The organism is Ideonella benzenivorans, assembly GCF_020387415.1.
GTDB classification, from domain to species: Bacteria; Pseudomonadota; Gammaproteobacteria; order Burkholderiales; family Burkholderiaceae_C; genus Ideonella; species Ideonella benzenivorans.
The window spans coordinates 643,789-669,358 of the sequence record NZ_JAGWCB010000010.1; the positions used below are offsets into that span (position 1 = coordinate 643,789).

Here is a 25,570-nt window from a genome sequence, read left to right on the forward strand (position 1 = left end):
GCACCCTGCAAAGCCTCACCCCGATGCTGGGCCAGTGGCGCACCCGCCTGGCCACCCGCACGCCGGCCCTGGCCCCGCTGCTGCGCCACTTCGTGCCGCTGATGCTGCTGGCCGCCGGCGTGACCGCGGTGGTGTTGATGCTGCTGTGGCGCGACGAATCCAATTACAAGCCGGTGTTCGGCGAGCGCGAGCGCGTCGCCGTGGGCGACATGGTGGCGGTGCTGGATGCCGAGCATGTGCCCTACCGACTGCACCCCGAGACCGGCCAGGTGCTGGTGCCGCAGGACAAGCTGGGCCAGGTGCGCATGATGCTGGCCGCCAAGGGCGTGACCGCCAAGCTGCCCGCCGGCATGGAACTGATGGACAAGGACGACCCGCTGGGTGTCAGCCAGTTCGTGCAGGACATGCGCTTTCGCCGCGGCCTGGAGGGCGAGCTGGCGCAAAGCATCATGACGCTGGACCCGGTGGCCTCGGCCCGGGTGCACCTGTCGATCGCCAAATCCTCGTCCTTCGTCGTCAACGACGGCGAGAAGAGCTCGGCCTCGGTGGTGCTCAGCCTCAAGCCCGGCCGCCAGCTGGGCCACGAACAGATCGCCGCCATCATCAGCCTGGTGTCGGGCAGCCTGACCAGCCTGGACCCGCAGCGCGTCAGCGTGGTCGACCAGAACGGTGACCTGCTGTCGGCCCGGGTGGACCTGAGCGAGGGCTTCGAGAGCGGCCAGGGCAGCGAGGCCGCCAACCGCTACCAGGACGAGGTGCGCCGCAATGTGCAGGATCTGCTGGCCCCGGTGCTGGGCGCGGGCAACTACCGCCTGAGTGTCACCGCCGAGGTCGACAACGACAAGGTCAACGAGACCCACGAGAAATACGGCGAGGCCCCCAAGGTCACCACCGAGGCGATGCGCCAGGAAACCGACCGCGACAGCCTGGCCGTGGGCGTGCCCGGCTCGCTGAGCAACCGGCCGGTGGCCGTGGCTGCCTCGGCCCCCGCGTCGGACGCCGCCACCGCCCGCAAGGAAGCCACCAGCCGCCAGTACGCCTACGACCGCAGCATCACGCAGATCCAGCGCAGCCGCGGCCGCCTGGCCCGCATGAACGTGGCCGTGGTGCTGAACACCCGCGCCGCCCCCGGGGGCCTCAAGACCGGCTGGACCCCGGCCGAGCTGGCCAACATCGACAAGACCCTGCGCAGCGGCCTGGGCATCGACGCGCAGCGCGGCGACAAGCTCACGGTCTCGGCCTTCGCCTTCCCGGTCGTCGCGGCCCCCGTGCCCTGGTGGCAGGAGCGCGACACCATCCTGGACGGTGTGAACTGGGCCACCTGGGCACTGGGCAGCCTGCTGCTGTTCTTCCTGGTGCTGCGCCCACTGACCCGCGCCGCCCAGCAGCGCCTGCTGCCGGCCCGGGCGCCGGACGTGACCCCGCTGACCGAACTGGAACGCAGTGCCAGCCCCGCCACGGCCCCAGCCGCCGCCCTGCCCGGCAAGGGGACCGAAGGCGCCCCGGCGCTGCCCGGCACGGCCTCTGCCGCCGAGATGCCGGTGGTGCCGCTGCTCGAGAACTACGACCTGCCGCCCGCCGGCTCCCCGGTGGATGTGCTGGTCGATCACCTGAAGACGCTGGCCGGCAAGGAGCCGGAACGCGTGGCCGAAGTCGTCAAGCAATGGATGCAACACCATGCCCAGCCCGAATGAATCCCAGGACAGCGGCACGCCCCTGACGATGGGCGGCACCATGACGCCGGTCGAGCAGGCCGCCATCGTGATGCTCAGCATCGGTGAGGAGCCCGCCGCCGCCGTGCTGCGCTGCCTCAGCCGCGAGGAGCTGCTGGAATTGACCCAGGTGATGTCGCGCATGAGCGGCATCAAGGTGGACACGGTCAAGACCGCGCTGCAGCGCTTCTTCGACGACTACCGTCAGCAAAGCGGCCTGCACGGCGCCTCGCGCTCCTACCTGAAGCGCTCGCTGGACCTGGCGCTGGGCTCGGAGATCGCCAACAGCGTGCTCAACAGCATCTATGGCGATGCGATCCGGCCCAAGATGGCGCGGCTGCAGTGGTCCACGCCCAAGTGGCTGGCCGAGCGCATCGCCCGCGAGCATGTGCGCATGCAGGCGGTGTTCCTGAGCTTCCTGCCCTCGGCGCTGGCCGGCCAGGTGATCGAGGCCCTGCCCGACGAGAGCCGCGACCTGGTGCTGATCAACGTGGCCCGCCTCAGCGAAATCGACCACGAGCTGCTGCACGAGCTGGAGGAGCTGGTGGACCGCTGCCTGGAGGCCATGGGCAGCCAGAGCGCCACCGTCGAAGGCATCCGCCAAGCCGCCGAGATCCTCAACCGCCTGCCCGGCGACCGGGCCCGCATGGTCGAGCTGCTGCGCGCCCACGACCCCAAGGTGGTGGCCGAGATCGAAGTCAGCATGTACGACTTCTTCATCCTCAGCCGCCAGACCGAGGCCACGCTGCAACGCCTGATCGAGGCCGTGCCGCTGGAGCAGTGGGCCATCGCGCTCAAGGGCGCCGAGCCCGCCATCCGCGACGCGGTGCTGCAGACCATGCCGAAACGCCAGGCCCAGAGCTTCGAGGACATGATGCGCCGCAGCGGCCCGGTGCCGATGAGCCGCGTCAAGCAGGCCCGCGAGGAGATCATGGCCCAGGTCAAGGCCTTGGCCGAGGCCGGCGAGGTCGATGTGCAACTCTTCGCGGAGGCGGTGGTCGAGTGATGCTCAAGCACGCCCGTCCCTACCGCTTCCCGCCGCTGGCCCAGGTCCGCGCGCAAACCCCGTCGGGCGAGCACCCGCTGCTGGGGGATGTGCAGGCCACCCTGTCCCAGGGCTTCCAGGAAGGCCTGGACAAGGGCTACCAGGAAGGCCTGGCGGGCGGCCGCGCCGACGGGCTGGCGCAGGGCCTGCAGGAAGGCCTGGCCAAGGGCCGCCAGCAGGCGCTGGACCAGGCCCGCGCCGAGGCCCGTGCCCGCTGGGACGCGCTGGCCGCACCGATCGACGCGCTGATGCAGGCGCTGCGCCAGCAGCGCGCCGAGGAACAGGCGGCCCTGCGCCAGGATGTGGTGGAGCTGGTGGCCAAGGTGGCCCGCCAGGTCATCCGCTGCGAGCTGGCCCTCAAGCCGACCCAGCTGCTCAGCCTGGTCGAGGAGACCCTGACCGCCCTGCCCCCCACCCGCGACGACGAGGTCGAGGTCTTCCTGAACCCCGAAGAGCTTGAACGCATCCGCGAACTGGATCCGGCCCGTGCCGGACGCTGGCAGCTGCGCCCTGACCCGGCGCTGGAACCCGGCGAATGCCGGGTGCAGGCCGCAGGCCGCGAAGCCGACGCCGGCTGCCGCCAGCGCCTGAGCGCCTGCATGGACCAGGTCCAGGCCCAGTTGGCCCAGGACGACGAGCCACCGCCGCTGGAGGCCGCCGCATGATCGGAGCCGCCCTGCGCCGGGTCGATCTCGATGCCGTGCCCGTCGCCACGCTGACCGGCCGCCTGGTGGGCGCATCGGGTCTGCTGCTGGAGAGCACCGGCTGCCCCTTCCACACCGGGCAGCGCTGCCGCATCGAGGCGGCCGATGGCGGCTGGATCGACGCGCAGGCGGTGGGCTTTCGCAACGAGGTCTCCTACCTGATGCCGCTCAAGCAGACCGATGGTCTGGCCACCGGCGCGCGGGTGCTGCCCGCCAGCGACAGCGGCACGCTGCGCATCGGCCCGGCCTGGCTGGGCCGCATCGTCAACGGCCTGGGCGAGCCGATCGACGGCCTGGGCCGGCTCGACGGCGAGCAGGTGCTGGAGACCCGCCCGCCCAAGGTCAACCCGTTGAAGAAGACCCCGGTGCACGAGCGCCTGGACGTGGGCGTGCGCGCCATCAACGGCCTGCTGACGCTGGGCCGCGGCCAGCGCGTGGGCCTGATGGCCGGCTCCGGCGTGGGCAAGAGCGTGCTGCTGGGCCTGATCACCCGCCAGACCGTGGCCGACGTGGTCGTGGTCGGCCTGATCGGCGAGCGCGGCCGCGAGGTGCGCGAGTTCATCGACCTGTCGCTGGGCGCCGCCGGCCTGGCCCGCTCGGTCGTGGTCTGCGCGCCAGCCGACGAATCCCCGCTGATGCGGCTGCGCGCCACCGAGCTGTGCCACGCCATCGCCGCCCACTACCGCGACCAGGGCCTGCATGTGCTGCTGCTGGTTGATTCACTGACCCGCTACGCCATGGCCCGACGCGAGGTGGCGCTGGCCCTGGGCGAGCCGCCGGCCACGCGCGGCTACCCGCCTTCGGTCTTCAGCCTGCTGCCGCAGCTGGTGGAGAGTGCCGGCAACGGCGAGCACCCCGAGGGCAGCATGAGCGCGATCTACACCGTGCTGGCCGAGGGCGATGACCAGCAGGATCCGGTGGTGGACACCGCCCGCGCCATCCTGGACGGCCACATCGTGCTCTCGCGCGAGCTGGCCGAACGCGGCCACTACCCGGCCATCGACATCGCCCAATCGATCAGCCGCTGCGCCGGCCTGGTCAGCCCCAAGCCGCAGCTGGAAGCCGCACGCGCCTTCAAGGAGCTGGCCGCCCGCCACGCCCAGGTGCGTGAGCTGCTGCCGCTGGGCGCCTATGTGGCCGGCGCCGACCCGGCCACCGACCGCGCGGTGCAGCTGGCCCCGCGCATGGAAGCCTTCCTGAAACAAGGCACGGCCGAGGCCGCCCCGATGGCCGACGTCGAACGCCAACTGCTGGAGTTGATGGCATGACCCGTGACGAACGACAGCTGAAGCAACTGGGCACCCTGGTGGACCTGCGCGAGCGCGAATGCGCCCGGCTGGAGGCCACGCTGGCCGACCAGCGGGCCGTCGAACAACGTTACCAACGCAACCTGGACCGGCTGCAGCAGCTCGCCCGCAGCGCCGGCACCGGTGCCGCCACCGCCGTGTCGCCCGCGCTGTCGCTCAACGCCGGCCAGTACCGGCAGACCGTGCTGGCCCTGGCCGAGCGCCACCGCGCCGACCTGGCCGAGCACACGGCCCAGCTGGCCCAGACCCAGCAGGCCCTGGTGGGCGCCACGCTGCGCCACCGCGCGCTGGACCAGGTGCGCGACCGCCAGCAGCAGCGCGTCAGCCAGGGCCAGGCGCAAAAGGCCCAGAAGCAGCAGGACGACCTGGCGATGCAGGTCTGGTGGCGCGGCCAGACGGCGGCCGGATGAGGGGCCACGCAATGACGCTTCAGTTCTGCGGCCCGACGGTCGCCTATTGACGGAGCAACCCCCGTCAACCGAACCAGGAGTTCACACCATGGGAACCAGCACCATCGATCCCGCCAGCATGGCCCAGCAGCTGGCCACGGCTTACACCTCGGGCACGCAGACCCTGCTCAGCACCCAGTCGAGCCAGGCCCAGACCACCTCGACGGCCCTGAGCAAACTGCAGTCGGCCCTGAGTGCCTTCAGCAGCGCGCTGAGCAGCCTGACCACCCAGAAATCGGTGCTCAGCTACACGGCCAGCCTGAGCAGCACCGGCTATGCCACGGCCACCGCCTCGGCCACCGCCACGCCGGGCAACACCAGCGTGTTCGTCGAGCAGGTCGCCAGCGCCAACCAGGTCGCCTTTGAGGACCTGCCAGCCGTGCCGGTGGTGCTGGGCGGCCCGCTGGTGGTGCAGCTGGCCAACGGCAGCAGCTTCAACGTCAACCTGGCGAGCGCCGACGCGAACAGCGACGGCACCCTGTCGCAGACCGAGATCGCCCGCGCGATCAACCAGGCCTCGGGCAACAACGGCATGGTCAGCGCGATGGTGGTCACCTCGGGCACCCAGACCAACCTGGTGCTGAGCGCCGGCGAAACCGGCGCGGGCAGCGCCATCACGCTGGACGCCAGCGGCCTGCCGGCCAGCACGCTCAAGGATGCGCTGAGCACCGGCGGCAAGCAGCTCGCCGCCGCGCAGGACGCCGTCCTGTGGCTGGGCGCCCAGGGCACCGGCGTGAAGGTGCAGCAGGCCTCCAACACCTTCACCGCCATTCCCGGTGTGAGCCTGACGCTGACGCAGGCCCAGGCTGCCGGCAGCTCGCCGATGATGCTGTCCGTGGCCAGCGACCAGAGCGGCACGGTCAGCAACATCCAGAAGTTCATCGACGCCTACAACACGCTCGACACGGCCCTGGACAGCCTGACGGCGATCAGCAGCAGCACCAGCGGCAGCTCCACGACCACCAAGGCGGGCGCCTTCGCCAACGATTCCAGCGTGCGCAGCCTGCGCAACCGCCTGACCACCATCCTGCGCCAGCAGGTGGGCACCCAGCGGCTGATGGACTACGGCATCACCGCCAACCGCGACGGTCAGCTGTCGCTGGACCAGACCAAGCTGACCAAGGCCCTGAGCGCCAACCCCAGCGGCCTGGACACCATCCTGGGCAGCGCCAGCACCACCTCGCCCAGCGGCGTGATGGGCAGCTTCTCGACCCTGCTCAAGCAGTGGACCAACAGCACCAACGGCCTGATCAAGAACCGGCAGGACGCCGTCCAGCGCCAGCAGACCAACATCAGCACGCGCCAGACCAAGCTGGAGGACCAATACAACACGCTGTACCAGCGCTACCTGGCCCAGTTCACCCAGCTGCAGACCCTGCAGTCGAGCATGAGTGACAACACCAGCCTGCTCAGCAGCCTGAGCTGAGCGTTTCCGCGACCCCTCACCCCGAGAGACGACCTTGTACCAAGACGCCTACCAGAGCTATCAGACGGTCAACCTGGGCGCCCAGACCGCCCAGGCCTCGCCCGTGCAGCTGGTGCTGATCCTGATGGACGGCCTGCTGGAAGAGCTGGCCCGCGCACGGGCCCACATCGAGGCCCAGCGCTACGAGCTCAAGGCCAGGAGCCTGGACAAGTGCATCGCCATCCTCAACGGTCTGTCCAGCGCGCTGGACACCGACCAGGGTGGAGAGGTCGTGGACAACCTGGGCCGGCTGTACGACTTCTGCGCCGACCGCCTGTGCCGGGCCGGCATCGCGCTGGATCCTGCCATGGTGGACGACGTGGTCCAGGTGCTGGGCACCCTGCGCCAGGGCTGGCAGGAAGTGCAGGTCCGGCATGGCTAGACAGGCCCGCCTGCAGCAGCTGCGGGCGTCCCTGGTCCGTGGGCTGGCCCTGGCACGCGAAGGCCAGGGTTGGCAGGCGCTGGTGCAGGCCGAGGCCGCCCTGGCGCGCGAACTGCCGGTGCTGGCCCGCGCGGGCCACTGGACGCAGGCCGAGCGGCCGCACTGGGCCCGCTTGTGCGAGGTCCATGCCGAGGCCCGCACGGCCTGTGAAGAAGCCATGGTCGACCTGCAGGAACGCCTGCAGACCCTGGGTGAACAACGCGAAGGCTGGCTGGCCTATGCCCTGACCAGCCTTCAGGACCCGCTGGAAGAAGCACAGCCATGACCCTTGCCCTGAACCCGACCTCCTCCAGCCCCCGAGCCACCCCCAACGACACCGCGGCCGCCCCCGCGGGGGCGCCGGCCGACAACGTCACGCCGGACACCACCCAACCGACACAGGACACCGCCGCCTCGGACAGGCCCCCCACGGCCGGCTTCCAGCAAGCGCTGCAACAGGCCGGGGCCCAGGACGACGCCAGTCCATCGACCGAGGCCGACGCCACCCTCGAGGCGTTGGATCTGGCCCGCTGGCTGAGTGGGCAGTCTGCGGCCGCGACCACCACCGCGACGGCCACCGATCCCGCACCGGCCGACGCCCCCCAGGACGGCAACGACGGCACGGCGCAGGCCTTGGCCCAGGACAGCCCCGCCTTGCGGATGGACTGGACCAACCTGCCCGTGGCCATGACAGCCAGCCTGGTCGGACAGAACGCGCCCCGCACCACGGGCCGCGCCGACACCTCGGCCGCCGCCCCTGCCATCGCAGCGGCCCCGCACCCCGCCCTGCTGCCCGGGTCGACGGCGCAGCCACCGCGCCCGTCCCAGCCCACCCCGGACAGCGACGCCGCCCCGGCCACCTCGGCTGCGGCGACCAACTCTGCCCCCGCCCCCGCCCCGGCCGAGGCGCGGGCCAGCCTCGCGGTCGCCGTCCCCTCGCCCACCGCCGATGGCGACAGCGACAGCCCGGCATCGGGCGCCGTGTCGCCCAGCCCGAACAGCACCCCCCTCGCGTGGGGGCATCTCGATGCCGCCTCGGCGGGGACGGGCAGCCCCGCGACCGACGCCTCCAGCCCGGTGCGGGCCCACACGCCGCAAGCCCTGCGCGAGACCCTGGGCGAGCGCCTGTCCTGGCAGGTGGACCAGCGCAGCGAGCAGGCCACGATCCGCCTGAGCCCGGAGCGGCTGGGCCACATCGAGATCCAGATCCGCCACGAGGCCGGCGGCCTGCAGGTCCAGCTGGCCGCCAGCCACAGCGAGGTGGCCCGCCAGCTGCAGCAGGTCAGCGACGGCCTGCGCCAGGACCTGGGCCTGCGCCATGGCGGCGAGGTCAGCGTCCAGGTGGCCGAGCGCCGTGACAACGCCGGCCTGGGCGAAGGCGGTGGCCGGCAGCAGCAAGGCCGTTCCCCCGAGGAACAGCGCCCGGGCCGCGCGCTGGCCGAGGCCGATCAGGACGCCGAATCGCCCTTCACGTTTGCGTGACCCCCGTTTCACCTTCTTTTCTCCGCACATTCCATGACCAAGATTCAGAAACTCTTGATTGGCGGCGTACTCGCGCTGCTGGTGGTGGGCGGTGCTGGTGCCGCAGCCTGGTGGAAGTTCAAGGGACCGGCCGCACATGGCGCTCCCGAGGAGAAAGCCGAGGCCCCCACCGATCCCATTGAGTACAAGTACATCACCTTGGACAAGGTCATCGTCATGCTGCGCAACGGAGAGGGAGAGACCGGGAGCCACTACCTGGCCGTGGACCTGGTCTTCAAGACGCCGCCCAAGAGCGAGAAGCTGACGAAGGAGCACCTGCCGCTGCTGCGTAGCGTGGCCGTGCGCTCCCTGTCCAGCCAGACCCGGGCCCAGGCCACCGCGATGACGGTGGACCAGCTGTCCGAGCGCCTGAACAAGGCCTACACCCAGGCCTACCAGGACGAACACCATGACAAGCCGTTCACCGAGGTGATGATCGGCAAGCTCATCGTGGAATGACCATGGACCTGCACGCGGGCTATGGCGAGATGGCGGCCTATGTGGCGGTGGCCGAGGCCGCTCCGGCCGAGATCGACCGCCGCAGCGAGCAGCAGCGGCTGCTCGAACACGCCCCGCTGGTCAAGCGCGTGGTGCGCCAGCTCCATGCCCAGGCCAGCGCCGTGCTGGACCGCGAAGACATGGAGCAGATCGGCCTGATGGGCCTGCTGGAGGCGCTGCGCCGCTACGGCACGCCCGACGAACGTTTTCCCGCCTTCGCGACGCTGCGCATCCGCGGTGCGATCCTTGACGAACTGCGCCGCCAGGACTGGCGGCCGCGCGGTGTGCGCCAGGACAGCCACCGTCTGCGCGACGGCGTGCGCGAACTGACCCGCCGGCTCGGCCGCGTGCCGACCGAGGCCGAGGTGGTCCAGACCCTGAAGCTCACGCCGCAGACCTACCAGGAACTGCTGGTGGCCGAGAACGCCGAACAGATGGACAGCTTCGACGAGATGGTCAGCGAGCTCTCGCAACGTCCGTCCGAGCAATGCTCCCCGGAAGACCGCCTGATCCTGCGTCGCAGCCTGGAGCAGGCCCTGAGCTGCCTCAACGAACGCGAACAGCTGGTGATCCAGCTGTACTACGAATACGAGCTGAGCCTGAAGGAAATCGCCGCGGTGCTGGCGCTGACCGAAGCCCGCATCTGCCAGATCAACAAGGGAGCGCTGCAGAAGATGAAGCAGCGACTCGCCGCCTGACACCCGCCACGAGAGTTCCCCATGCAATCCATCCTCGGCATCCTCCTCATCATCGGCTGCGTGTTCGGTGGCTACATGATCCACGGCGGCAAGATGGACGTGATCTGGCAGCCCACCGAGCTGCTGATCATCGTCGGAGCCGGCGTCGGCGCCATCGTGCTGGGCAACCCCAAGCACGTGCTCTCGGAGATGTGGCACCAGGTGCGCAAGGTGATGCTGCGCAAGAAGCCCGACGAGCAGTTCCAGCGCCAGCTGCTGCTGCTGATGTACGAGCTGCTGCAGACCGCCGCCGGCGGCCTGAAGGCGCTGGACGCCCACGTCGAAGCGCCACAAGAAAGCGAATTGTTCAAGCGTTATCCACTGATCCTGGCCGAGAAGAAGCTGCTCAACTTCATCGTTGACAACTTCCGCTTGATGGCCATGGGCAAGATCAACGCCCACGAGCTCGAAGGCGTGTTGGACCAGGAAATCGAATCCATTCACGAAGAGATGAATCAGCCAGCCAAGTCCCTGGGCAAGATCGGTGAGGCCATGCCGGGTTTCGGCATCCTGGCCGCGGTGCTGGGCATCGTGATGACGATGAGCGTGGTGGCCGAGGGTGCGGGCACCGGCGAGATCGCCGAGCGCGTGGGGGCCGCGATGGTCGGCACTTTCATCGGCATCTTCATGTGCTACGGCCTGCTCGACCCGATCAGCAACATGATGAAGCAGCTGGTCAGCGAAGAGATGCAGGCCCTGGAAACCGTCAAGGTGGTGCTGGTGACCCACGTGGCCGGCAAGCCGCCGCTGCTGGCCATCGATGCCGGCCGCCGTCTGGTGCAACTCAACCTCAAGCCCAGCTTCGCCCGCCTGGAAGGCTGGATCGACAAGCTGCAGAACCCGGACGCCGCGCCGGCGGGAGCCGAGCGTGGCTAAGGCAGACGCCCACGAACCCACCATCATCAAGCGTGTCTCCGGCAAGGGGCACGACGATGGTCACGGCGGCGCCTGGAAGGTCGCCTTCGCCGATTTCTGCCTGGCCCTGCTGTGCCTGTTCCTGGTGCTGTGGTTGCTCAACGCCCGCGAGAAGGAAGAGATCGAGAAGGCCATGCAGGCCGTGATGGGCAACCCGATGGACGAGGGCAGCCAGGGCCGCATCCCGGACCTCAACGGCTCGCCCAACGGCAGCCTGATCTCGCGCGAGCCGGTGCCCGGTCAGGGCGGCCCGGCCACCAGCCAGGGACAGGAGGTCGCGCGCCAGCAGCTCGACAGCCCGGAACAGCTGCAGGCCCTGGCCCAGAAGCTCTCCGAGATGGCCGAGGACGCCGGCCTGGCCGGCCACCTGGAAACCACGGTGACCGCCGAAGGCCTGCGCGTGATGCTGCACGACACCGACGGCGAGGGCATGTTCGCCCGCGGCAGCGCGGTGCTCAACAAGCGCTTCTCGGTGCTGCTCAACCAGATGGGCCCGATCTTCGCGCGCATCCGCAACCAGCTGCTGATCCTGGGCCACACCGATGCCACGCCCTACTTCAACGTCGACGTGGGCGGCTTCTCGAACTGGAACCTGTCCAACCAGCGCGCCATGGCCGCCCGCCTGACCCTGCTCAACGGGGGCATGCACGCCGACAGCGTGCTGCAGGTCATCGGCATGGCCGACAAGGCCCCGCTGGACGCCGAACACCCGCGCGCCGCGCCCAACCGCCGCATCGAACTGGTCGTGCTCACCACCGCCCAGGCCCGCCGTCTCGCCTCGGCCTTCGGCATGCCCGCCCCCACCGGCAGCAGCTCCGACAGCGCCACGCTGGCGCGGGCGCGCACCCAGGTGAACCAGAGCGTGGCGCCGGCCCAGGAGCCTTGAGATGCAGACCCGTCCCACCCGAGGATCCCGCATGAAGATCACCAGCCGTTCCGTGAGCATTTCGCCGGTCGGCGGCAGCGCTGGCACGGCCAGCGTCGACAGCGCCGAGCCGGTCGCCACCGGCGCCGCCGAGAACGCCCCCCTGCAAGCGGCCACACTGGGCCCGGCCCAGGCCGCGCTGGAGGCGATGCCCGAAATCGACAACGCCCGCGTGGCCGCCGTGCGCGATGCGCTGGCGCGCGGCGAGATCCAGTTCGACGCCAAGCGCCTGGCCGGCCTGATCGAGCGCTTCCACGGAGGCCGGGGATGACCCCACGCGAAGCCGCCGAGCAACTGCTGCGCGACCTGCGCGCCGACCTGGCCCAGGCCGGCGAGTTGCGCACCTTGCTGGAAGCACAGTACCAGGCCGCGCTGCGCCACGACGCCGCGGCGCTGCAGACGCTGGGGGAGCAGATCGTCGCCTGCGTCGATGTGATGGAGGCGCGCCGCAGCCGCCGCGTCAGCCTGGCCCAGCAGCTGGCCGGCCCGGACGCCCGCATGGACGCGGTGTTCCCGCGCCTGGGCCAGGGCTGGGGCCGCACCGGCCAGACCTGGTGGCTGCGCCTGGAGACGCTGGTGCGCGACTGCAAGGCCGCCAACCAGCGCAACTGCGCGCTGCTGGCCGAACAGCAGGCGCTGATGCAAAGCCTGCTGCAACCGCAAGGGGAGCTGTATGCGCCTGCCTGACAGCACGCTGTTCCCGGCCCTGACACCCACCGCCGCCACGGCCCCGACGGCCGGCCTGAGCGCGCGCAGCGAGGGTGCGGGCTTTGGTAACCTCTACCGCAGCCTGTCGCAGGAAGTGCAGGACTACATCGCCCACGGCGACAGCAGCCCGGATGGCGGCAATGCCACCGCGCTGAGCGCCGAGGCCCGGGCCCGCTGGGCCCTGTCCGCGGGGGGCCCGACCGAAGACGCCACCGGCAGCGGCGGTGTGGACGCGCCCGCCCGCCAGGCCTTCCTGGAGCAGATCGCCCCGTTGGCCGCCCAGGCCGGCGCCCAACTGGGCGTGGACCCGGCCATCCTCAGCGCCCAGGCGGCGCTGGAGTCCGGCTGGGGCCAGCGCCCGCTGCGCAACGCGGCCGGCGAGAACAGCCACAACCTCTTCGGCATCAAAGCCAGCACCGACTGGAAGGGCGCCGTGGCCGAGGCCGCAACGACCGAGGTCGAGAACGGCCAGGCGGTGGCCACCACCGCACGCTTTCGCGCCTACGCCGATGCCTCGGGCTCGTTCCAGGACCTGACCCGGCTGCTGCGCAACAGCCCGCGCTACCAGGGCGCCCTCAACACCGGCAGCGACGCCCAGGCCTATGCCCAGGCCCTGAGCCGTGGCGGCTATGCCACCGACCCGGCCTACGCGGCCAAGCTGACCGGACTGGCGCGCCAGCTCCAGTCGCGCGGCGGCAACTAAGGAACCGACGGCGTGTCCACCTGCACCGGCTCCACCGTGCCCTCGCCGATGACCCGTGCCCGGATCACCCGCCCGGTGGCGCTGTTGCGCACCCGCACGACCTCGCCGTCGCGACCGGCCTCCAAGGCCTCGCCGGCGTTGCGCACCTCCACCGGCCCGCTGCGCACGACGATGGCCACACCGTCGCCGCGCCGCACCAGCTGCGTGGCCGCCAGCATGCGCGTGCGCACGATCTGGCCGGCCCGCATCGGCCGGCGCGGGCTGAGCGCCGCCAGCTGCGACAGGTCGGAACTGGCATCGGGCACCGTGCTGATGTCGCGCCGCTCCAGCACCAGGGCCTGCTCGCCCAGCGGCTGGTTGGCCGGCGCATCGGTGGCCATCACCACCACCTCGGCCGACAGCGTGGCGCGCAGCTGCACCAGCTGGCGGGCGGCCGCGCCGCTGGCGCCCGAACACACCAGCGCCAACCGCAGACGCGCCGGGTTGCGCGCGTCGACCGTCTCGATCTGCGGCTCGGCACAGGCCATCGGCGTGCGTGGCAAGGCCACCACCGTGGCCTCGACCTGCACCCCCTGCAGGCCGCTGCGCGCGGCCTCTTCGGTCACGGCCTGCCGGCCGGCCGCCTCCAGCCGGGCGGTCAGCGTCGGCGCGGCCATCGCACCGCTGCCGAGCAGCCACCCCATCACCCCGAACGAAAGGACCGAAAGGAACCGCATGAGCATTGACTTCCACCAAGCGCTCGGGATCCATCCCCAGGCGCTGGAACTGCGCGCCCAGCGCACCCAGCTGCTGGCGGCCAACATCGCCAACGAGAACACGCCGGGCTACCAGGCCCGCGACATCGACTTTGCCGCCGCGCTGGCCAGCGCCACGGCGGAGGATGGCTCCGGCCTGGTGCTCGACAGCGACGGCGACGCGCACTACCGCGTGCCCAACCAACCCTCGGCCGACGGCAACACCGTCGAGCTGGGGGTCGAACAGGCCGCATTCTCCCAGAACGCGGTCGACTTCCAGACCAGCCTGACCTTCCTGAACATGAAGCTCAAGGGCCTGGCCAAGGCCATTGCAGGACAGTAAGCCATGCCATTCCGCGACATCGCGACCATCGCCGGCTCGGCCATGACGGCCCAGACCACCCGGCTCAACACCATCGCCAGCAACCTGGCCAACGCGCAGTCGGCCGCCGGCACCGAGGCCGGCGCCTACCACGCCCGCAAGCCGGTCTTCGCCGCCGTGATGGGCCAGGACAACGGTGCCGGCGCCCGCGTGCAGGTGCTGGACGTGGTCACCAGCACCGAGCCGCTGCGCGAGGCCTACGAGCCCGAGAACCCGCTGGCCAACGCCGACGGCAAGGTGTTCTACCCGAACGTCAACCCGGTGGCCGAAATGACCGACATGATGTCCGCCTCGCGCGCCTTCGAGACCAATGTCGAGGTGCTGGGGCGGGTCCGTTCCATGCAGCAATCGCTGCTTCGTCTGGGAGACGCCTGACCATGAGCACCGCCACCCTCAACGGCAGCAGTGCCGGCTCCACCACCGGCACCAGCGCACTGTCGAACGCGCTGGTCAGCGCCAACGGCAGCGGCACCGACCTGTTCACCACGCTGCTGGTCGCGCAGATCCAGAACCAGAACCCGCTGGAACCCAACGACCCCAGCGACTTCGTCAACCAGCTGACCCAGCTCTCGCAGATGGAGTCGCTGCAGACGCTGTCCAGCCAATCCGCCTCCACCAACACGCTGCTCGACAGCCTGCAGACGCTGGCCCTGGGCAACCAGGTGGGCAACAGCGTGACGGTGGCCACCAAGCAAGTGCAGCTCGATGGCACGACGGTGCCGGCGTCCTACAGCCTGGACAGCGCCGAGACCTCGGTCACGCTGGTGCTGACCGGCAGCGACCAGAAGGACCACCGCATCACGCTGGGCAGCCAGCCCAAGGGCGAGCACCCGCTGAGCCTGGACCCGAGCGCGCTGGGCCTGCCCGCGGGCAGCTACAGCGTCAAGCTGGAGACCGCCAGCGGCGCCACCCCGACCTTCGCGGTCACCGGCCAGATCCAGAACATCCGCCTGTCCACCAGCGGCATGACGCTCAACGTCAGCCACCTGGGCGAAGTCTCGCCCGCCGACATCACCCAGTTCAACGGCAAGTCCTGAAGGAGTCCCATCCATGAGCTTCGAAATCGCCCTGTCCGGCATCAACGCCGTCAACACCCAGCTCGACACCATCAGCAACAACATCGCCAACACCGGCACCTACGGCTTCAAGTCCAGCCGCGCCAATTTCAGTTCCATGGTGGCCGGCGGCCCCAATGGCGCCGAGGTGGGCTCGCTGACCCAGTTCATCGGGGTGGGCGGCAGCACGCTCAACACCGGCCGTTCGCTGGATGCGGCCATCCAGGGCCGCGGCTTCTTCGCCCTGAAGGACAACGCCGGCGGCATGAGCTACAGCCGCGTGGGCAACTTCGTGGTGGACAAGACCGGCATGCTGGTGGACAGCGCCGGCCGCAAGGTGCAGGGCTATGCCATCACCCCGGGCAACCCCACCCGCGGCGCGCTGGGTGACATCACCGTGCCCAGCGGCCAGATCGCGGCCAAGGCCTCGACCCAGCTGAACTACGTGGCCAACATGTCGTCCGACTGGACCACGCCCTCGGTCACGCCTTTCGACAAGACCAATGCCCAGAGCTTCAACAGCTCGATGGTCTCGGTGGTCCACGACTCGCTGGGCCAGCAGCACACGCTGACCCAGTACTTCGTGAAGTCGGGCGCCAACCAGGTGGACGTGCACTACACGATGGACGGCACCGACCTGGGCACCACCACCCCGCTGCAGTTCAGCACCCAAGGTGTGCTGACCTCGCCGACCGCGCCGGTCAACCTGGCCCTGGGCACCCCCACCGGCGCCAACGCGCTGACGGTGGCGGTGAACTACACCGGCACCACGCTGTACGCAGGCGAGGCCACCAACAGCGTCAACAGCGCCGATGGCTATGCCTCGGGCACGCTGACCGGCACCACCATCGCCGAGGACGGCTCGGTGATCGCCCAGTACAGCAACGGCCAGAAGCAGACCATCGCCCAGCTGGCCCTGGCCACCTTCCCGAGCGAGGACGGTCTGACTCCCACCAGCGACACCAGCTGGGTGGCCTCGCAGGCGTCGGGCAGCGCGCTGTACGACGCCCCGGGCGTCGGCGTGTCGGGCACGCTGACGGTGGGTGCGCTGGAACAGTCCAACGTGGACATGACCGGCGAGCTGGTCAACCTGATGTCGGCCCAGCGCAACTACCAGGCCAACACCAAGGTCATCTCGTCGGAGAACGAGATGATGCAGGCCCTGTTCCAAGCGGTCTGAGGCCGACGCGATGGACGCCCTGATCTACACCGTGATGAGCGGCGCGGAACGCGCGCTGCATGCGCAGCAGGTGCACGCCAACAACCTGGCCAACCTGGACACGCCGGGCTTCCGGGCCGATCTGGAGCTGGCGTCCAGCCAGGCCGTGGACGGCTATGGCTACGACACGCGCCACCTCAGCGAGCTCAAGGCCAATGCGGTCTCCACCCGCGAGGGCACGGTGAAATCCACCGGCCGGGACCTGGACGTGGCCCTGCAGGGGCCCGGCTACCTGGCGGTGGAGCACGGCACCGGCGAGGCCTACACCCGCGCCGGCACGCTGCAGGTCGATGCCGATGGCGCGCTCACACTCAATGGCCGGCCAGTGCTGGGCCAGGGCGGCCCCATCGTGCTGCCGCCCTACACCCGCGTCGAGATCGGCACCGACGGCAGCATCTCGGTGCAGCCCGCGGGCGAGACCGAGATGCAGACGGTCGACCAGCTCAAGCTGGTCAAGGCCGACGGCAAGGACCTGACCAAGAACGCGGCCGGCCTGATCGTCGCCCGCGACGGCCAGCCGCTGGACGCCGATGACAGCGTGCGCGTGCGCAGCGGCTTCCTGGAAGGCAGCAACGTCGGCGCGGTCGAGGAGATGGTCGCCACGATGACGATCAACCGCGACTTCGAGATGCAGATGAAGCTCTACCAGGCCGCCGACTCGATGACCCAGACCGGCAACCGCCTGATCCGCGGCGAGTAAGCCCTCTCCACCCCTTTTCCGAACGGAGTCCCCATGAATCCCGCCCTCTGGATCAGCAAGACCGGTGTCCAGGCCCAGGACGCCAAGCTGCAGACCATCGCCAACAACCTGGCCAACGTCAACACCGTCGGCTTCAAGCGCGACCGCGTGATGTTCGAGGACCTGTTCTACCAGGTCGAATCGGCGCCGGGCGCGCAGCAGGCCGATGGCACGCAGGCCCCCACCGGCGTGCAGCTGGGCACCGGCACCCGCGTGGTCGGCACGCAGAAGGTCTTCACCACCGGCAACCTGCAGACCACCGGCCAGAGCCTGGACGTGGCCATCGTCGGCAACGGCTTCCTGCAGGTGGCCCTGCCCAATGGCGATACCGCCTACACCCGCGCCGGCCAGCTGCAGGTCAACTCCGACGGCAAGCTGGTCAACGCCCAGGGCCTGGCCATCCAGCCCGAGATCACCATCCCGGCCAATGCCACGGCCATCAGCATCTCCGAGAGCGGCCTGGTGACTGCCACCGTGGCCGGCAGCACCGCACCCAGCGAGCTGGGCCAGATCCAGCTGGCCGGCTTCATCAACCCGGCCGGCCTGCTGGCCCGCGGCGAGAACCTGTTCGAGGAGACCGTGGCCAGCGGCACGCCCACCACCGGCAACCCCGGCAGCGACGCGCTGGGCAAGCTCAAGCAGGGCGCGCTGGAAGGCTCCAACGTGCAGGTGGTGGAAGAGATGGTGGACATGATCGCCGCCCAGCGCACCTACGAGATGAACACCAAGGTGCTCTCCGCCGCCGACAACATGCTGCAGAACCTGGCCCAGGCCGCACGATGATGACCCGCCGTCTCCTGCTGTGGCTGGGCGCCCTCCCGGCCTGGATCCTGGGCGGCTGCGCGGTGATCGAGCCGCCGCGGCCGCCCGAGCTGAGCACCCCCGATCCCCTGCCGCTGGTGCAGGAGAAGCCGCGCCAGGGCTCGGCCGGCGGCGTCTTCGTGCCCGACAACGGCTGGTCGCTCACCTCGGATGTGCGCACCTTCCACCCGGGCGACGTGCTGACCGTGATGCTCAACGAGACCACCCAGGCCAGCAAGAAGGCCGACACCAGCTTTGGCAAGAACAGCGACGTGGCGGTGTCGCCCGCGGTGATCGCCGGCAAGTCGATCAAGACCGACATCGGCCTGACCAACAAGACCGACTTCTCCGGCACGGCCGCCAGCACGCAGCAGAACACGCTGCAGGGCGCGATCACCGTGGTCGTGCACGAGGTGCTGCCCAATGGCCTGCTGCGGGTGCAGGGCGAGAAGAGCCTGTACCTGAACCAGGGCGAGGAGATGATCCGCCTGGCCGGCTATGTGCGCGCCGCCGATGTGACGCCGGACAACCGGGTCTCGTCGCAGCGCCTGGCCAACGCCCGCATCGCCTACGCCGGCAGCGGCGCCCTGGCCGATGCCAACAACGCCGGCTGGCTGACGCGCTTCTTCGCCAGCCCCTGGATGCCGTTCTGACCCCCCGACACGACCGCTTGAGCACAGGCCCCACGATGTCCGCTGCCCTCCGTTCCCTGTTCCTGCTGGCCGCCCTGGGCGGCCTGGCCCTGCCGGCGGCCCAGGCGGTCCCCCGGCCCACCCACGCCACCCCGGCGACCGCGCTGCCGGCCGGCCAGGCCCTGCGCAACCTGGTCAGCATCGAAGGCCAGCGCGAGAACCAGCTGCTGGGCTACGGCCTGGTGGTCGGCCTGAACGGCAGCGGCGACAGCACGCAGGTGAAGTACGCCGGCCAGTCGGTCAACAACATGCTCAAGCAGTTCGGCGTCAAGCTGCCCGACAACGTGGACGCCAAGTCCAAGAACGTCGCCACCGTGATGGTCAGCGCCAGCTTCCCACCGGGTTACCGCAAGGGCCAGACGATCGACATCACGGTGGCCTCGCTGGGCGATGCCAAGAGCCTGCGCGGCGGCATGCTGCTGCTCACCCCGATGCGGGCGGCCAACGGCGAGGTCTATGCGCTGGCCCAGGGCAACGTGGTGGTCGGCGGCGTCTCGGCCCAGGGCGCCAGCGGCTCCAGCGTGACGATCAACACCCCGACCTCGGGCCGGGTGCCCAACGGCGCCAGCATCGAGCGCGAGATCGAGACCGATTTCGACCAGGCCCCGACCGTGCGGCTGAGCCTGCGCCGGCCCCATTTCCAGACCGCGACCAACATCGTCGAGGCCATCAACCGCCGCTTCGGCCCGGTGGCCACGGCGCGTGACGCCACCAGCGTCGAGGTGCAGGCCCCGGCCGACCCGACCCAGCGCGTGGCCTTCGTCGCCGCGCTGGAGGCGATGAGTGTGGACGCCGGCACCGCCACGCCGCGCGTGATCTTCAACTCCCGCACCGGCACGGTGGTCATCACCGAAGGGGTGCGGGTGCGGCCGGCTGCGGTCTCGCATGGCTCGCTCAAGGTGGTCATCTCGGAAGCCCCGCAGGTCAGCCAGCCCGCCCCGTTCAGCCAGGGCCAGACGCAGACCGTGCCGCGCTCGCAGGTCAGCGTCGAACAGGGCGGTGGCCGCATGTTCAAGTGGGCCCCGGGCGCCAGCCTGCAGTCCATCATCGACGCGGTCAACGCCACCGGCGCGACGCCCGACGACATCATGTCCATCCTGCAGGCGCTGGACCAAGCCGGCGCGATCGACGGCACGCTGGAGGTGATCTGATGAGCTCGCCCGACACCCCGATCACCACCGCCAGCCTGGGCGCCACCTCGCCCACCGACCCGCTGGGCCTGAACACCATCCGGCCCGCGCTGGACAGCGATGCCGCCACGGCCCAGGCCGCCCGCAAGGCCGCCCAGCAGTTCGAGAGCCACTTCATCGCCCAGATGCTGCACGACATGCGGCGCAGCAGCCAGGCCCTGTCCGACCCGGACGGCAGCCACCCCAGCCAGGGCCAGGAGATGCTGGACCTGGCCGACACGATGGTGGCCGACCAGCTGGCCACGCAGGGGGCCTTCGGGATCGCCGACCTGCTGCTGCGCCAGGTGCTGCCGCAGGACGCGACCCCGCCCACCGCGCCGAAACCGGCCAAGCCGGCTTAAGCGGTCCGCCCCGGCGGTCGCCTTTCCCTGTTGAACCCCTCCTGAAACGACACCGACGCCCGACCGATGACCCTCCTGACGAATGCCCTCTCCGGTGCCGTGGCGGCGCAGACCGCGCTGAACACCACCAGCCAGAACATCGCCAACGTGATGACCGAGGGCTACACCCGCCAGGGCGTGATGCTGCGCTCGGCCCAGCCCTCGCGCAGCGGCACCGCCGCCGCGGGTGACGGCGTTTCGGTGCCCTCGCTGTTCCGCTTCAGCGACAGCTACAAGAACCTGCAGCTCTGGCAGTCCAACTCGACGCTGGGCCAGAACAGCGTGATCCAGCCCTACCTGACCCAGCTGGAACAGGTGATGGGCGACGACACGGCCAGCATCGCCGATGGCCTGGACAAGTTCTTCAACGCGCTCAACGCGGCCAGCGTGGAGCCCACCTCCAGTCCGCTGCGCGACAGCGTGCTCAACGCCGCCGACGCCCTGGCCCAGCGCTTCAACAGCCTGCGCCAGACCCTGTCCAGCCAGCAGCAGGCCGTGGCCCAGCAGCGCAAGGACCTGGTGGCCCAGACCAACACCTACACCGCCGACATCGCCAACCTGAACCAGCGCATCGCCGAAGCCAATGCCACCGGCGTCAACGCCTCGGGCCTGATCGACGAGCGCGACCAGAAGATCGACAAGCTGGCCTCGCTGGTGGGCGTGCAGGTCGTCACCCAGCCCGATGGCAGCGCCAATGTCTCGCTCAAGGGCGGCCAGCCGCTGGTGGTGGGACAGCAGGCCTCCACGCTGGCGGTCAACACCCTGCCCAACGGCAGCCAGCAGATGTCGCTGACCTTCGCCAGCGAGACCTTCGCGCTGGGCAGCAGCCCGCTGGGCGGCCAGTTGGGCGGGCTGGACACCTTCGAGCAAATCCAGCTCAAGCCCATGGTGCAGTCACTGCAGGACATGGCCAGCGGCCTGGCCACCGGGGTCAACAACACGCTGACCGCGGGCTATGCCATGAATGGCAGCGCCGGCAAGCCACTGTTCGTGATCGACACCACCAGCACCTCGTCCCTGGTGACGATCGACCACAGCCTGCAGGCGGCCGACCTGGGTTTCTCGGGCAGCGCCACCGAGCCGGGCAACAGCGACCAGCTGCAGGCCCTGATCGCGCTGAAGTCGCAGCCGGTCAGCATCACCGGCCTGGGCAATGTGCTGCTGGGCGATGTCTACACCCAGCTGGTCGGCAAGCTGGGCATGGCCAGCCAGGCCAACCAGACCGCCACGACCACGGCCCAGACCGTGCGCGACCAGGCCGATGCCAACTGGAAGTCCACCAGCGGCGTGAACGAGGACGAAGAGGCGGTGAACCTGATGCAGTACCAGCAGATGTACAACGCCAACATGAAGGTCATCTCGGTGGCCAACGAACTGTTCGACGCCATGTTGCAAATGGTGGGCTGAGCCGGAGAACGATGATGCGCATTGCCAGCACCCAGTACCACACCACGATGAGCACGGCGCTGCAGCGGGCCCAGGCCAAGCTGGAGCAGACGATGGAGCAGATGTCCAGCGGCGCGCGCATCCAGAAGCCCTCGGACGACCCGGTGACCAACGTGCGCCTGTCGCGCCTGACCCGCGAGGACGCGGCCACCACCCAGTACCGCGACAACATCGCCGCGCTGAAGACCCGGTTGAGCAACAGCGAAGCCCTGCTCGACAGCATGAACACCGACATGCAGGAGGTGCGCGACCTGATGGTGTGGGCGCCCAACGGCAGCAACACCTCCGAGGACGTGGCCGCCATGGCCAGCTCGCTGACCACGCTGCGCGACAGCCTGCTCTACACCAGCAACAGCAAGGACCAGGAAGGGCGCTACCTGTTCTCGGGCACCGCCTCGACCACCCCCACGGTCACCTACAACGCCGCCGCCGCGGTGGGTTCGCGCTACAGCTACACCGGCAACGGCCAGACCCAGCAGGTGGTGGTGGGCAATGGCGTGACCCAGGCGGCCAACGTGGCCCTGCCGGAGGTCGCGCCCCTGCTCAACCAGCTCGACCAGATGATCGCGACGCTGACCACGCCCGGCGTGAACGTCAACGACGCCGCCGTGCAGGCCCAGCTGACCACCGCGCTGAACCAGCTCGACAGCAGCATGGGCTCGGTCACCGCCCGCATCTCCAAGCTGGGCGGCGCGCAGAACATGCTCGACACCCTGGACACCGGCCATGCCAACGTGAGCCTGTCCAACCAGCAGGCTGCGCTGACGCTGGGCAAGCTGGACTACAACCAGGCCGCGGTGCTGCTCAACGGCTACACCACGGCGGTCCAGGCGACGCAGAAAGCGTACGCCAAGGTCAGCGCACTGTCGCTTTTCAACGCCTTGTGAGTCGCCGCGGCGCGGCACACTGGGCGTCATGCAGATCCGCTCGCTGGACCCTTCCCTCGCCCGGACGGCCCCAACGGCCGGCCCCCGCACGCAGCGCAGCAACGCGCCCGCGGGGGTCACCCCGCTGTCCGACCTTCGCGCGGCGCCCGACGCCCCGGTGGCCGGCCGCCGCACGCTGCCCGGCCGCGGCGTGGCCAGCTGGACCACGGGCTGGCAGCGCCAGGTCGCCGGTGCCCAGCAGAGCCTGGCCTACCTCGACGAACTCGGCCAGGGCCTGACAGACTTCAAGACCGGCTTGAGCCGCACCCTGGCCCTGGGCACCGACGCCCCGGCCTCACTGCGCCAGCAACGCGATGCCGTGGCCAGCCTGTGGGACCAGCGCCGGGCCGCCACCGCCGGCACCCTGGACAGCCAGGGCCGCTGGGTGGCCGATGGCCAGGCCCGCCGCAACGTGCAGATCAAGGGCCTGGACCAGGCCAGCCTGCAAAGCCCGGAGCGCGAAGCCCTGACCTTCTCGGTCCCCGGGCTGCGCCAGCCGCTCACCCTGCTGCTGGGCGGCAGCCGGTCCAGTGCCGAGGCCTTGCGCGCCCTGGCACAGACCCTGGCCCCGGCCGAACTGCAGACCCAGGTCGGCGACGACGGCACGGTGTGGCTGTCGGTGGCCGAGGAACAGTGGCCTGCACTGCGCGACGGGCTGACCGTGCGCGGCGGCGGCCAGCGCTTCCCGGCCGGTCAACCCACCCGCCCCCGCCTGGAGACCCAGCCCGACATCCTGCAGGCCCGGGCCTGGAGCCTGGAGAGCACCGCCGACCAGCGCGCCACGCTGCAGGCCGTGGTGCGGGCCCAGAGCTGGGTGCAGCGCCAGACCGAGCGGCTGCGCCAGCGGCTGGCCGGCTGGGCGGACGAACTGGCCGCGGCGAACGCGCCCGACACGCCGCAGGCCCTGGCTCAGGCCGAACAGACCGCCCGCCAGCTGGGCGAGGCCGCCGGCTTCGGCGCCTGGACCACGCTGCTGCCAGCGCTGGGCACGCTGCGGCGCGAGCGGGTCGACGCGGTGCTGGCCCCGCGTCAGTAGAGCTTGGCTTCGCCCTCGGGCCGGGTTTTGAAGCGCCGGTGCACCCAGTAGTACTGGGCCGGCTGCTCGCGGATGCGGGCTTCCAGCCAGCGGTTGAAGGCCGCCGCGGCCTGGGGCAGGTCGGGGTTGTCGAAGCCCTCGGGCGCCTCGCAGAAGCGCACCACATAGCCCTGGCCGCGCGGCAGCATGGTCACGACGATGGGCTGCACCAGCATGTTCATCGACTGCGCCATGCGCGCTGGCGCCAGCAGCGTGGCCGCCGGCACCCCGAAGAAGGGCACGAAGGCCGCATCCTTGGTGCCGAAGTCCATGTCCGGCAGGTTCACAAAGCCGGCGCCTTCCTTCTGGATGGCGCGGATCACCGGCCGGATGCCGGCCTGGCGGTCGAACAGCCGGGCCTGGCCGAAGCGGGCCCGGGCCTTCAGCAGGGCCTCGTCGAACACCGCGTTGCTCTGGCGCTGGTAGATGGTGATCGCCGGCTTGCTCTGCTTGAGCATCAGCGCCGGTGCGGTGTAGTCCAGCCCGACGAAGTGCGGCAGCAGCCACATCACCGGCCGGCCAGTGCGCTCGGCCAGGTGGATGTCGCCCTCGATGTGCACCATGCGCAGCAGCCGCTGCTCGGAGGCGAACCACAGGTAGCTGTGCTCCAGAAAGCCCCGCGCCACGCAGCCGAAGTGCTCTCGGGCCAGCCGGCGGCGGGCGGCCTCGTCCAGTTCCGGAAAGCACAGGGCCAGGTTCTTCAACACCACGCGCCGGCGCGAACCGGCCAAGCACCACAGCAGCGCGCCCACGCCCTCCCCAAGGGCCGCCAGCAACGGCAGCGGCAACCAGTGCAGCAGCCACATCAGAAAAATGGCAGCCTGCGATCCCCAACGTTTGATCATGCCCGGGATTGTCCCCCGGCCGGTGGCTCGGCCCGGCGGGGTTGTTTGAACCGGTTGTAGCCCCACAGGTACTGGGCCGGGCACTGGCCGATCACCCAGGCCATGGCCTCGTTGACGGCGGCAGCGCAAGCCTGCTCACCCGCCTCGGGGGGCGGCAGCTGGAACGGCCGGTAGTGGTTGATGAAGCCCCGGCCATGGGGCAGCCGCTCGGTCCAGGTCAGCAGGGGGATGCACCCGGTCTGCTGCACCAGGCGCGCCGCCAGCGTCATGGTGTAGGCCGACTGGCCGAAGAACGGCGCCCAGACGCCCTGCCCTTCGGGCGGTACCTGGTCGGGCAACAGGCCCACCGTTTCGCCCTTGCGCAGCGCGCGCAGCATCTGCCGCACCCCCGACAGGTTGGCCGGCGCGGCCTGCATGCCCGGCGCGGTGCGGGAGTAGGTTTGCCACTGGGCGATGCGGGCCTGGCGGGCCGGCCGGTACAGCACCGTGACCGGCTGACGGTGGCCATAGCGCTCGGCATAGCCGCGGGCGGCGAACTCGAACGCCCCCAGGTGGGGCGTGAGCAGCAACAGCCCCTTGCCGGCGGCGATGGCCTGCTCCACCAGGGCCTCGTTGTCCCACTGCAGGTAGGGTGCCAGCCGGCGATCGGGCGTGCGGAACCAGAGCCAGGGCACCTCGGCCGACATGCGGCCGGCATGGGCCACGGCGGCGCGGCGCTGGGCCGGTGTCAGGCCGGCACGCGCGGCATTGGCCGCCAGCCGGCGGCGGTAGGTGGGCGAGGCAGCCCACACGATCCAGCCCAGCAGGGCGCCCGCGAACTGCACCAGCCAAAGGGGCCAATAAGCGACCCAACGCAGCAACAACATCATGCTTCAGCTAAGATTCCGGCGTCGCCGAGTTAACAGGACAACTTGCGGGGCGACGTGGCCGGTTTTCAACCGATGCCGCCGGAACGGTTCCGACAGAATCGCCCGAC

The 25,570-nt window shown here is 70.2% G+C and carries 31 protein-coding genes; 28 read left to right on the plus strand and 3 right to left on the minus strand.

From position 1 onward, the window contains the following. The first annotated feature begins 23 nt into the window (after nucleotides 1-23). From fliF to KGA65_RS11855, 16 genes are all read left to right on the plus strand, one after another. The gene (fliF, locus tag KGA65_RS11780; RefSeq protein WP_225863471.1) at nucleotides 24-1,694 is read left to right on the plus strand and encodes a flagellar basal-body MS-ring/collar protein FliF; all 1,671 of its coding nucleotides are present in this window, start codon (nucleotides 24-26) and stop codon (nucleotides 1,692-1,694) included. Then, the gene (locus KGA65_RS11785; protein WP_375142631.1) at nucleotides 1,678-2,718 is read left to right on the plus strand and encodes a flagellar motor switch protein FliG; all 1,041 of its coding nucleotides are present in this window, start codon (nucleotides 1,678-1,680) and stop codon (nucleotides 2,716-2,718) included. Before fliF ends, KGA65_RS11785 begins: the two co-directional genes overlap by 17 nt. Continuing rightward, entirely contained in the window at nucleotides 2,718-3,422 is a 705-nt protein-coding gene (fliH, locus tag KGA65_RS11790) for a flagellar assembly protein FliH (RefSeq protein ID WP_225863299.1), read from the plus strand. The genes KGA65_RS11785 and fliH overlap by 1 nt, the downstream gene beginning before the upstream one ends. Then, nucleotides 3,419-4,729 carry a flagellar protein export ATPase FliI gene (gene fliI, locus KGA65_RS11795; protein WP_225863300.1) on the plus strand — a complete coding sequence of 437 codons (1,311 nt, stop codon included), beginning with the start codon at nucleotides 3,419-3,421 and terminating at the stop codon, nucleotides 4,727-4,729. Before fliH ends, fliI begins: the two co-directional genes overlap by 4 nt. Then, nucleotides 4,726-5,178: a flagellar FliJ family protein gene (locus KGA65_RS11800; RefSeq protein ID WP_225863301.1), complete on the plus strand. Its 453-nt coding sequence runs from the start codon at nucleotides 4,726-4,728 to the stop codon at nucleotides 5,176-5,178. Before fliI ends, KGA65_RS11800 begins: the two co-directional genes overlap by 4 nt. 88 nt (nucleotides 5,179-5,266) lie before the next feature. Then, nucleotides 5,267-6,643 (plus strand): flagellar filament capping protein FliD, encoded by a 1,377-nt coding sequence (gene fliD / locus KGA65_RS11805; RefSeq protein ID WP_225863302.1) that lies wholly within the window; start codon nucleotides 5,267-5,269, stop codon nucleotides 6,641-6,643. A 34-nt stretch (nucleotides 6,644-6,677) separates the two neighbouring features. Continuing rightward, nucleotides 6,678-7,064, plus strand: a complete 387-nt coding sequence (gene fliS / locus KGA65_RS11810) for a flagellar export chaperone FliS (protein ID WP_225863303.1) — start codon at nucleotides 6,678-6,680, stop codon at nucleotides 7,062-7,064. Continuing rightward, on the plus strand, nucleotides 7,057-7,389 hold the full coding sequence (locus KGA65_RS11815; RefSeq protein WP_225863304.1) for a hypothetical protein: 333 nt from the start codon (nucleotides 7,057-7,059) through the stop codon (nucleotides 7,387-7,389). Before fliS ends, KGA65_RS11815 begins: the two co-directional genes overlap by 8 nt. Continuing rightward, a complete protein-coding gene (locus KGA65_RS11820) occupies nucleotides 7,386-8,585 on the plus strand; it encodes a flagellar hook-length control protein FliK (protein WP_225863305.1) in 1,200 nt (399 codons plus the stop codon). Before KGA65_RS11815 ends, KGA65_RS11820 begins: the two co-directional genes overlap by 4 nt. A 33-nt stretch (nucleotides 8,586-8,618) precedes the next feature. After that, the gene (locus KGA65_RS11825; protein WP_225863306.1) at nucleotides 8,619-9,083 is read left to right on the plus strand and encodes a flagellar basal body-associated FliL family protein; all 465 of its coding nucleotides are present in this window, start codon (nucleotides 8,619-8,621) and stop codon (nucleotides 9,081-9,083) included. 2 nt (nucleotides 9,084-9,085) lie between these two features. Further along, on the plus strand, nucleotides 9,086-9,820 hold the full coding sequence (locus tag KGA65_RS11830; RefSeq protein ID WP_375142632.1) for a FliA/WhiG family RNA polymerase sigma factor: 735 nt from the start codon (nucleotides 9,086-9,088) through the stop codon (nucleotides 9,818-9,820). Between the two features lie 21 nt (nucleotides 9,821-9,841). After that, nucleotides 9,842-10,735: a flagellar motor stator protein MotA gene (gene motA / locus KGA65_RS11835; RefSeq protein WP_225863307.1), complete on the plus strand. Its 894-nt coding sequence runs from the start codon at nucleotides 9,842-9,844 to the stop codon at nucleotides 10,733-10,735. Further along, nucleotides 10,728-11,660 (plus strand): flagellar motor protein MotB, encoded by a 933-nt coding sequence (locus KGA65_RS11840; protein ID WP_225863308.1) that lies wholly within the window; start codon nucleotides 10,728-10,730, stop codon nucleotides 11,658-11,660. The genes motA and KGA65_RS11840 overlap by 8 nt, the downstream gene beginning before the upstream one ends. A gap of 31 nt (nucleotides 11,661-11,691) precedes the next feature. Beyond that, nucleotides 11,692-11,970: a flagellar biosynthesis anti-sigma factor FlgM gene (flgM, locus tag KGA65_RS11845; RefSeq protein WP_225863309.1), complete on the plus strand. Its 279-nt coding sequence runs from the start codon at nucleotides 11,692-11,694 to the stop codon at nucleotides 11,968-11,970. Next, nucleotides 11,967-12,386 (plus strand): flagellar export chaperone FlgN, encoded by a 420-nt coding sequence (gene flgN, locus KGA65_RS11850; RefSeq protein ID WP_225863310.1) that lies wholly within the window; start codon nucleotides 11,967-11,969, stop codon nucleotides 12,384-12,386. The genes flgM and flgN overlap by 4 nt, the downstream gene beginning before the upstream one ends. After that, nucleotides 12,373-13,110 (plus strand): glucosaminidase domain-containing protein, encoded by a 738-nt coding sequence (locus KGA65_RS11855; protein ID WP_225863311.1) that lies wholly within the window; start codon nucleotides 12,373-12,375, stop codon nucleotides 13,108-13,110. The genes flgN and KGA65_RS11855 overlap by 14 nt, the downstream gene beginning before the upstream one ends. On the opposite strand, the gene flgA is transcribed toward KGA65_RS11855, so the two are convergent. After that, nucleotides 13,107-13,793: a flagellar basal body P-ring formation chaperone FlgA gene (gene flgA, locus KGA65_RS11860; protein WP_225863312.1), complete on the minus strand. Its 687-nt coding sequence runs from the start codon at nucleotides 13,791-13,793 to the stop codon at nucleotides 13,107-13,109. The two genes, KGA65_RS11855 and flgA, sit on opposite strands and share 4 nt — an antisense overlap. A gap of 31 nt (nucleotides 13,794-13,824) precedes the next feature. Here flgA and flgB point away from each other — a divergent pair, with 31 nt between their 5' ends. From flgB to KGA65_RS11920, 12 genes are all read left to right on the plus strand, one after another. Next, nucleotides 13,825-14,187, plus strand: coding sequence for a flagellar basal body rod protein FlgB (flgB, locus tag KGA65_RS11865; protein WP_225863313.1), 363 nt, complete (start codon nucleotides 13,825-13,827; stop codon nucleotides 14,185-14,187). Between the two features lie 3 nt (nucleotides 14,188-14,190). Next, nucleotides 14,191-14,601, plus strand: coding sequence for a flagellar basal body rod protein FlgC (gene flgC / locus KGA65_RS11870; RefSeq protein WP_225863314.1), 411 nt, complete (start codon nucleotides 14,191-14,193; stop codon nucleotides 14,599-14,601). Between the two features lie 2 nt (nucleotides 14,602-14,603). Beyond that, nucleotides 14,604-15,263 (plus strand): flagellar hook capping FlgD N-terminal domain-containing protein, encoded by a 660-nt coding sequence (locus tag KGA65_RS11875; RefSeq protein WP_225863315.1) that lies wholly within the window; start codon nucleotides 14,604-14,606, stop codon nucleotides 15,261-15,263. 13 nt (nucleotides 15,264-15,276) lie between these two features. Then, nucleotides 15,277-16,461, plus strand: coding sequence for a flagellar hook protein FlgE (locus KGA65_RS11880; protein WP_225863316.1), 1,185 nt, complete (start codon nucleotides 15,277-15,279; stop codon nucleotides 16,459-16,461). A gap of 10 nt (nucleotides 16,462-16,471) precedes the next feature. After that, nucleotides 16,472-17,200: a flagellar basal-body rod protein FlgF gene (gene flgF / locus KGA65_RS11885; RefSeq protein ID WP_225863317.1), complete on the plus strand. Its 729-nt coding sequence runs from the start codon at nucleotides 16,472-16,474 to the stop codon at nucleotides 17,198-17,200. Between the two features lie 33 nt (nucleotides 17,201-17,233). Continuing rightward, the gene (gene flgG / locus KGA65_RS11890; protein ID WP_225863318.1) at nucleotides 17,234-18,022 is read left to right on the plus strand and encodes a flagellar basal-body rod protein FlgG; all 789 of its coding nucleotides are present in this window, start codon (nucleotides 17,234-17,236) and stop codon (nucleotides 18,020-18,022) included. Beyond that, nucleotides 18,022-18,693 carry a flagellar basal body L-ring protein FlgH gene (gene flgH / locus KGA65_RS11895; RefSeq protein ID WP_225863474.1) on the plus strand — a complete coding sequence of 224 codons (672 nt, stop codon included), beginning with the start codon at nucleotides 18,022-18,024 and terminating at the stop codon, nucleotides 18,691-18,693. Before flgG ends, flgH begins: the two co-directional genes overlap by 1 nt. A gap of 35 nt (nucleotides 18,694-18,728) precedes the next feature. Then, nucleotides 18,729-19,883 (plus strand): flagellar basal body P-ring protein FlgI, encoded by a 1,155-nt coding sequence (locus KGA65_RS11900; RefSeq protein ID WP_225863319.1) that lies wholly within the window; start codon nucleotides 18,729-18,731, stop codon nucleotides 19,881-19,883. Next, nucleotides 19,883-20,263 carry a flagellar biosynthesis protein FlgJ gene (locus KGA65_RS11905; protein ID WP_225863320.1) on the plus strand — a complete coding sequence of 127 codons (381 nt, stop codon included), beginning with the start codon at nucleotides 19,883-19,885 and terminating at the stop codon, nucleotides 20,261-20,263. Before KGA65_RS11900 ends, KGA65_RS11905 begins: the two co-directional genes overlap by 1 nt. A 66-nt stretch (nucleotides 20,264-20,329) precedes the next feature. Continuing rightward, on the plus strand, nucleotides 20,330-21,709 hold the full coding sequence (gene flgK, locus KGA65_RS11910) for a flagellar hook-associated protein FlgK (RefSeq protein WP_225863321.1): 1,380 nt from the start codon (nucleotides 20,330-20,332) through the stop codon (nucleotides 21,707-21,709). 11 nt (nucleotides 21,710-21,720) lie between these two features. Beyond that, nucleotides 21,721-22,635 (plus strand): flagellar hook-associated protein FlgL, encoded by a 915-nt coding sequence (gene flgL, locus KGA65_RS11915; protein WP_310740960.1) that lies wholly within the window; start codon nucleotides 21,721-21,723, stop codon nucleotides 22,633-22,635. Nucleotides 22,636-22,663: 28 nt separating this feature from the next. Further along, nucleotides 22,664-23,710, plus strand: a complete 1,047-nt coding sequence (locus KGA65_RS11920) for a hypothetical protein (RefSeq protein WP_225863322.1) — start codon at nucleotides 22,664-22,666, stop codon at nucleotides 23,708-23,710. Here KGA65_RS11920 and KGA65_RS11925 read toward each other — a convergent pair. Together KGA65_RS11925 and KGA65_RS11930 are read right to left on the minus strand one after the other, a co-directional pair. After that, nucleotides 23,704-24,594 carry a lysophospholipid acyltransferase family protein gene (locus KGA65_RS11925; RefSeq protein ID WP_225863323.1) on the minus strand — a complete coding sequence of 297 codons (891 nt, stop codon included), beginning with the start codon at nucleotides 24,592-24,594 and terminating at the stop codon, nucleotides 23,704-23,706. The genes KGA65_RS11920 and KGA65_RS11925 overlap by 7 nt on opposite strands. Beyond that, the gene (locus KGA65_RS11930; protein ID WP_225863324.1) at nucleotides 24,591-25,463 is read right to left on the minus strand and encodes a lysophospholipid acyltransferase family protein; all 873 of its coding nucleotides are present in this window, start codon (nucleotides 25,461-25,463) and stop codon (nucleotides 24,591-24,593) included. Before KGA65_RS11930 ends, KGA65_RS11925 begins: the two co-directional genes overlap by 4 nt. Between the last annotated feature and the right edge of the window lie 107 nt (nucleotides 25,464-25,570).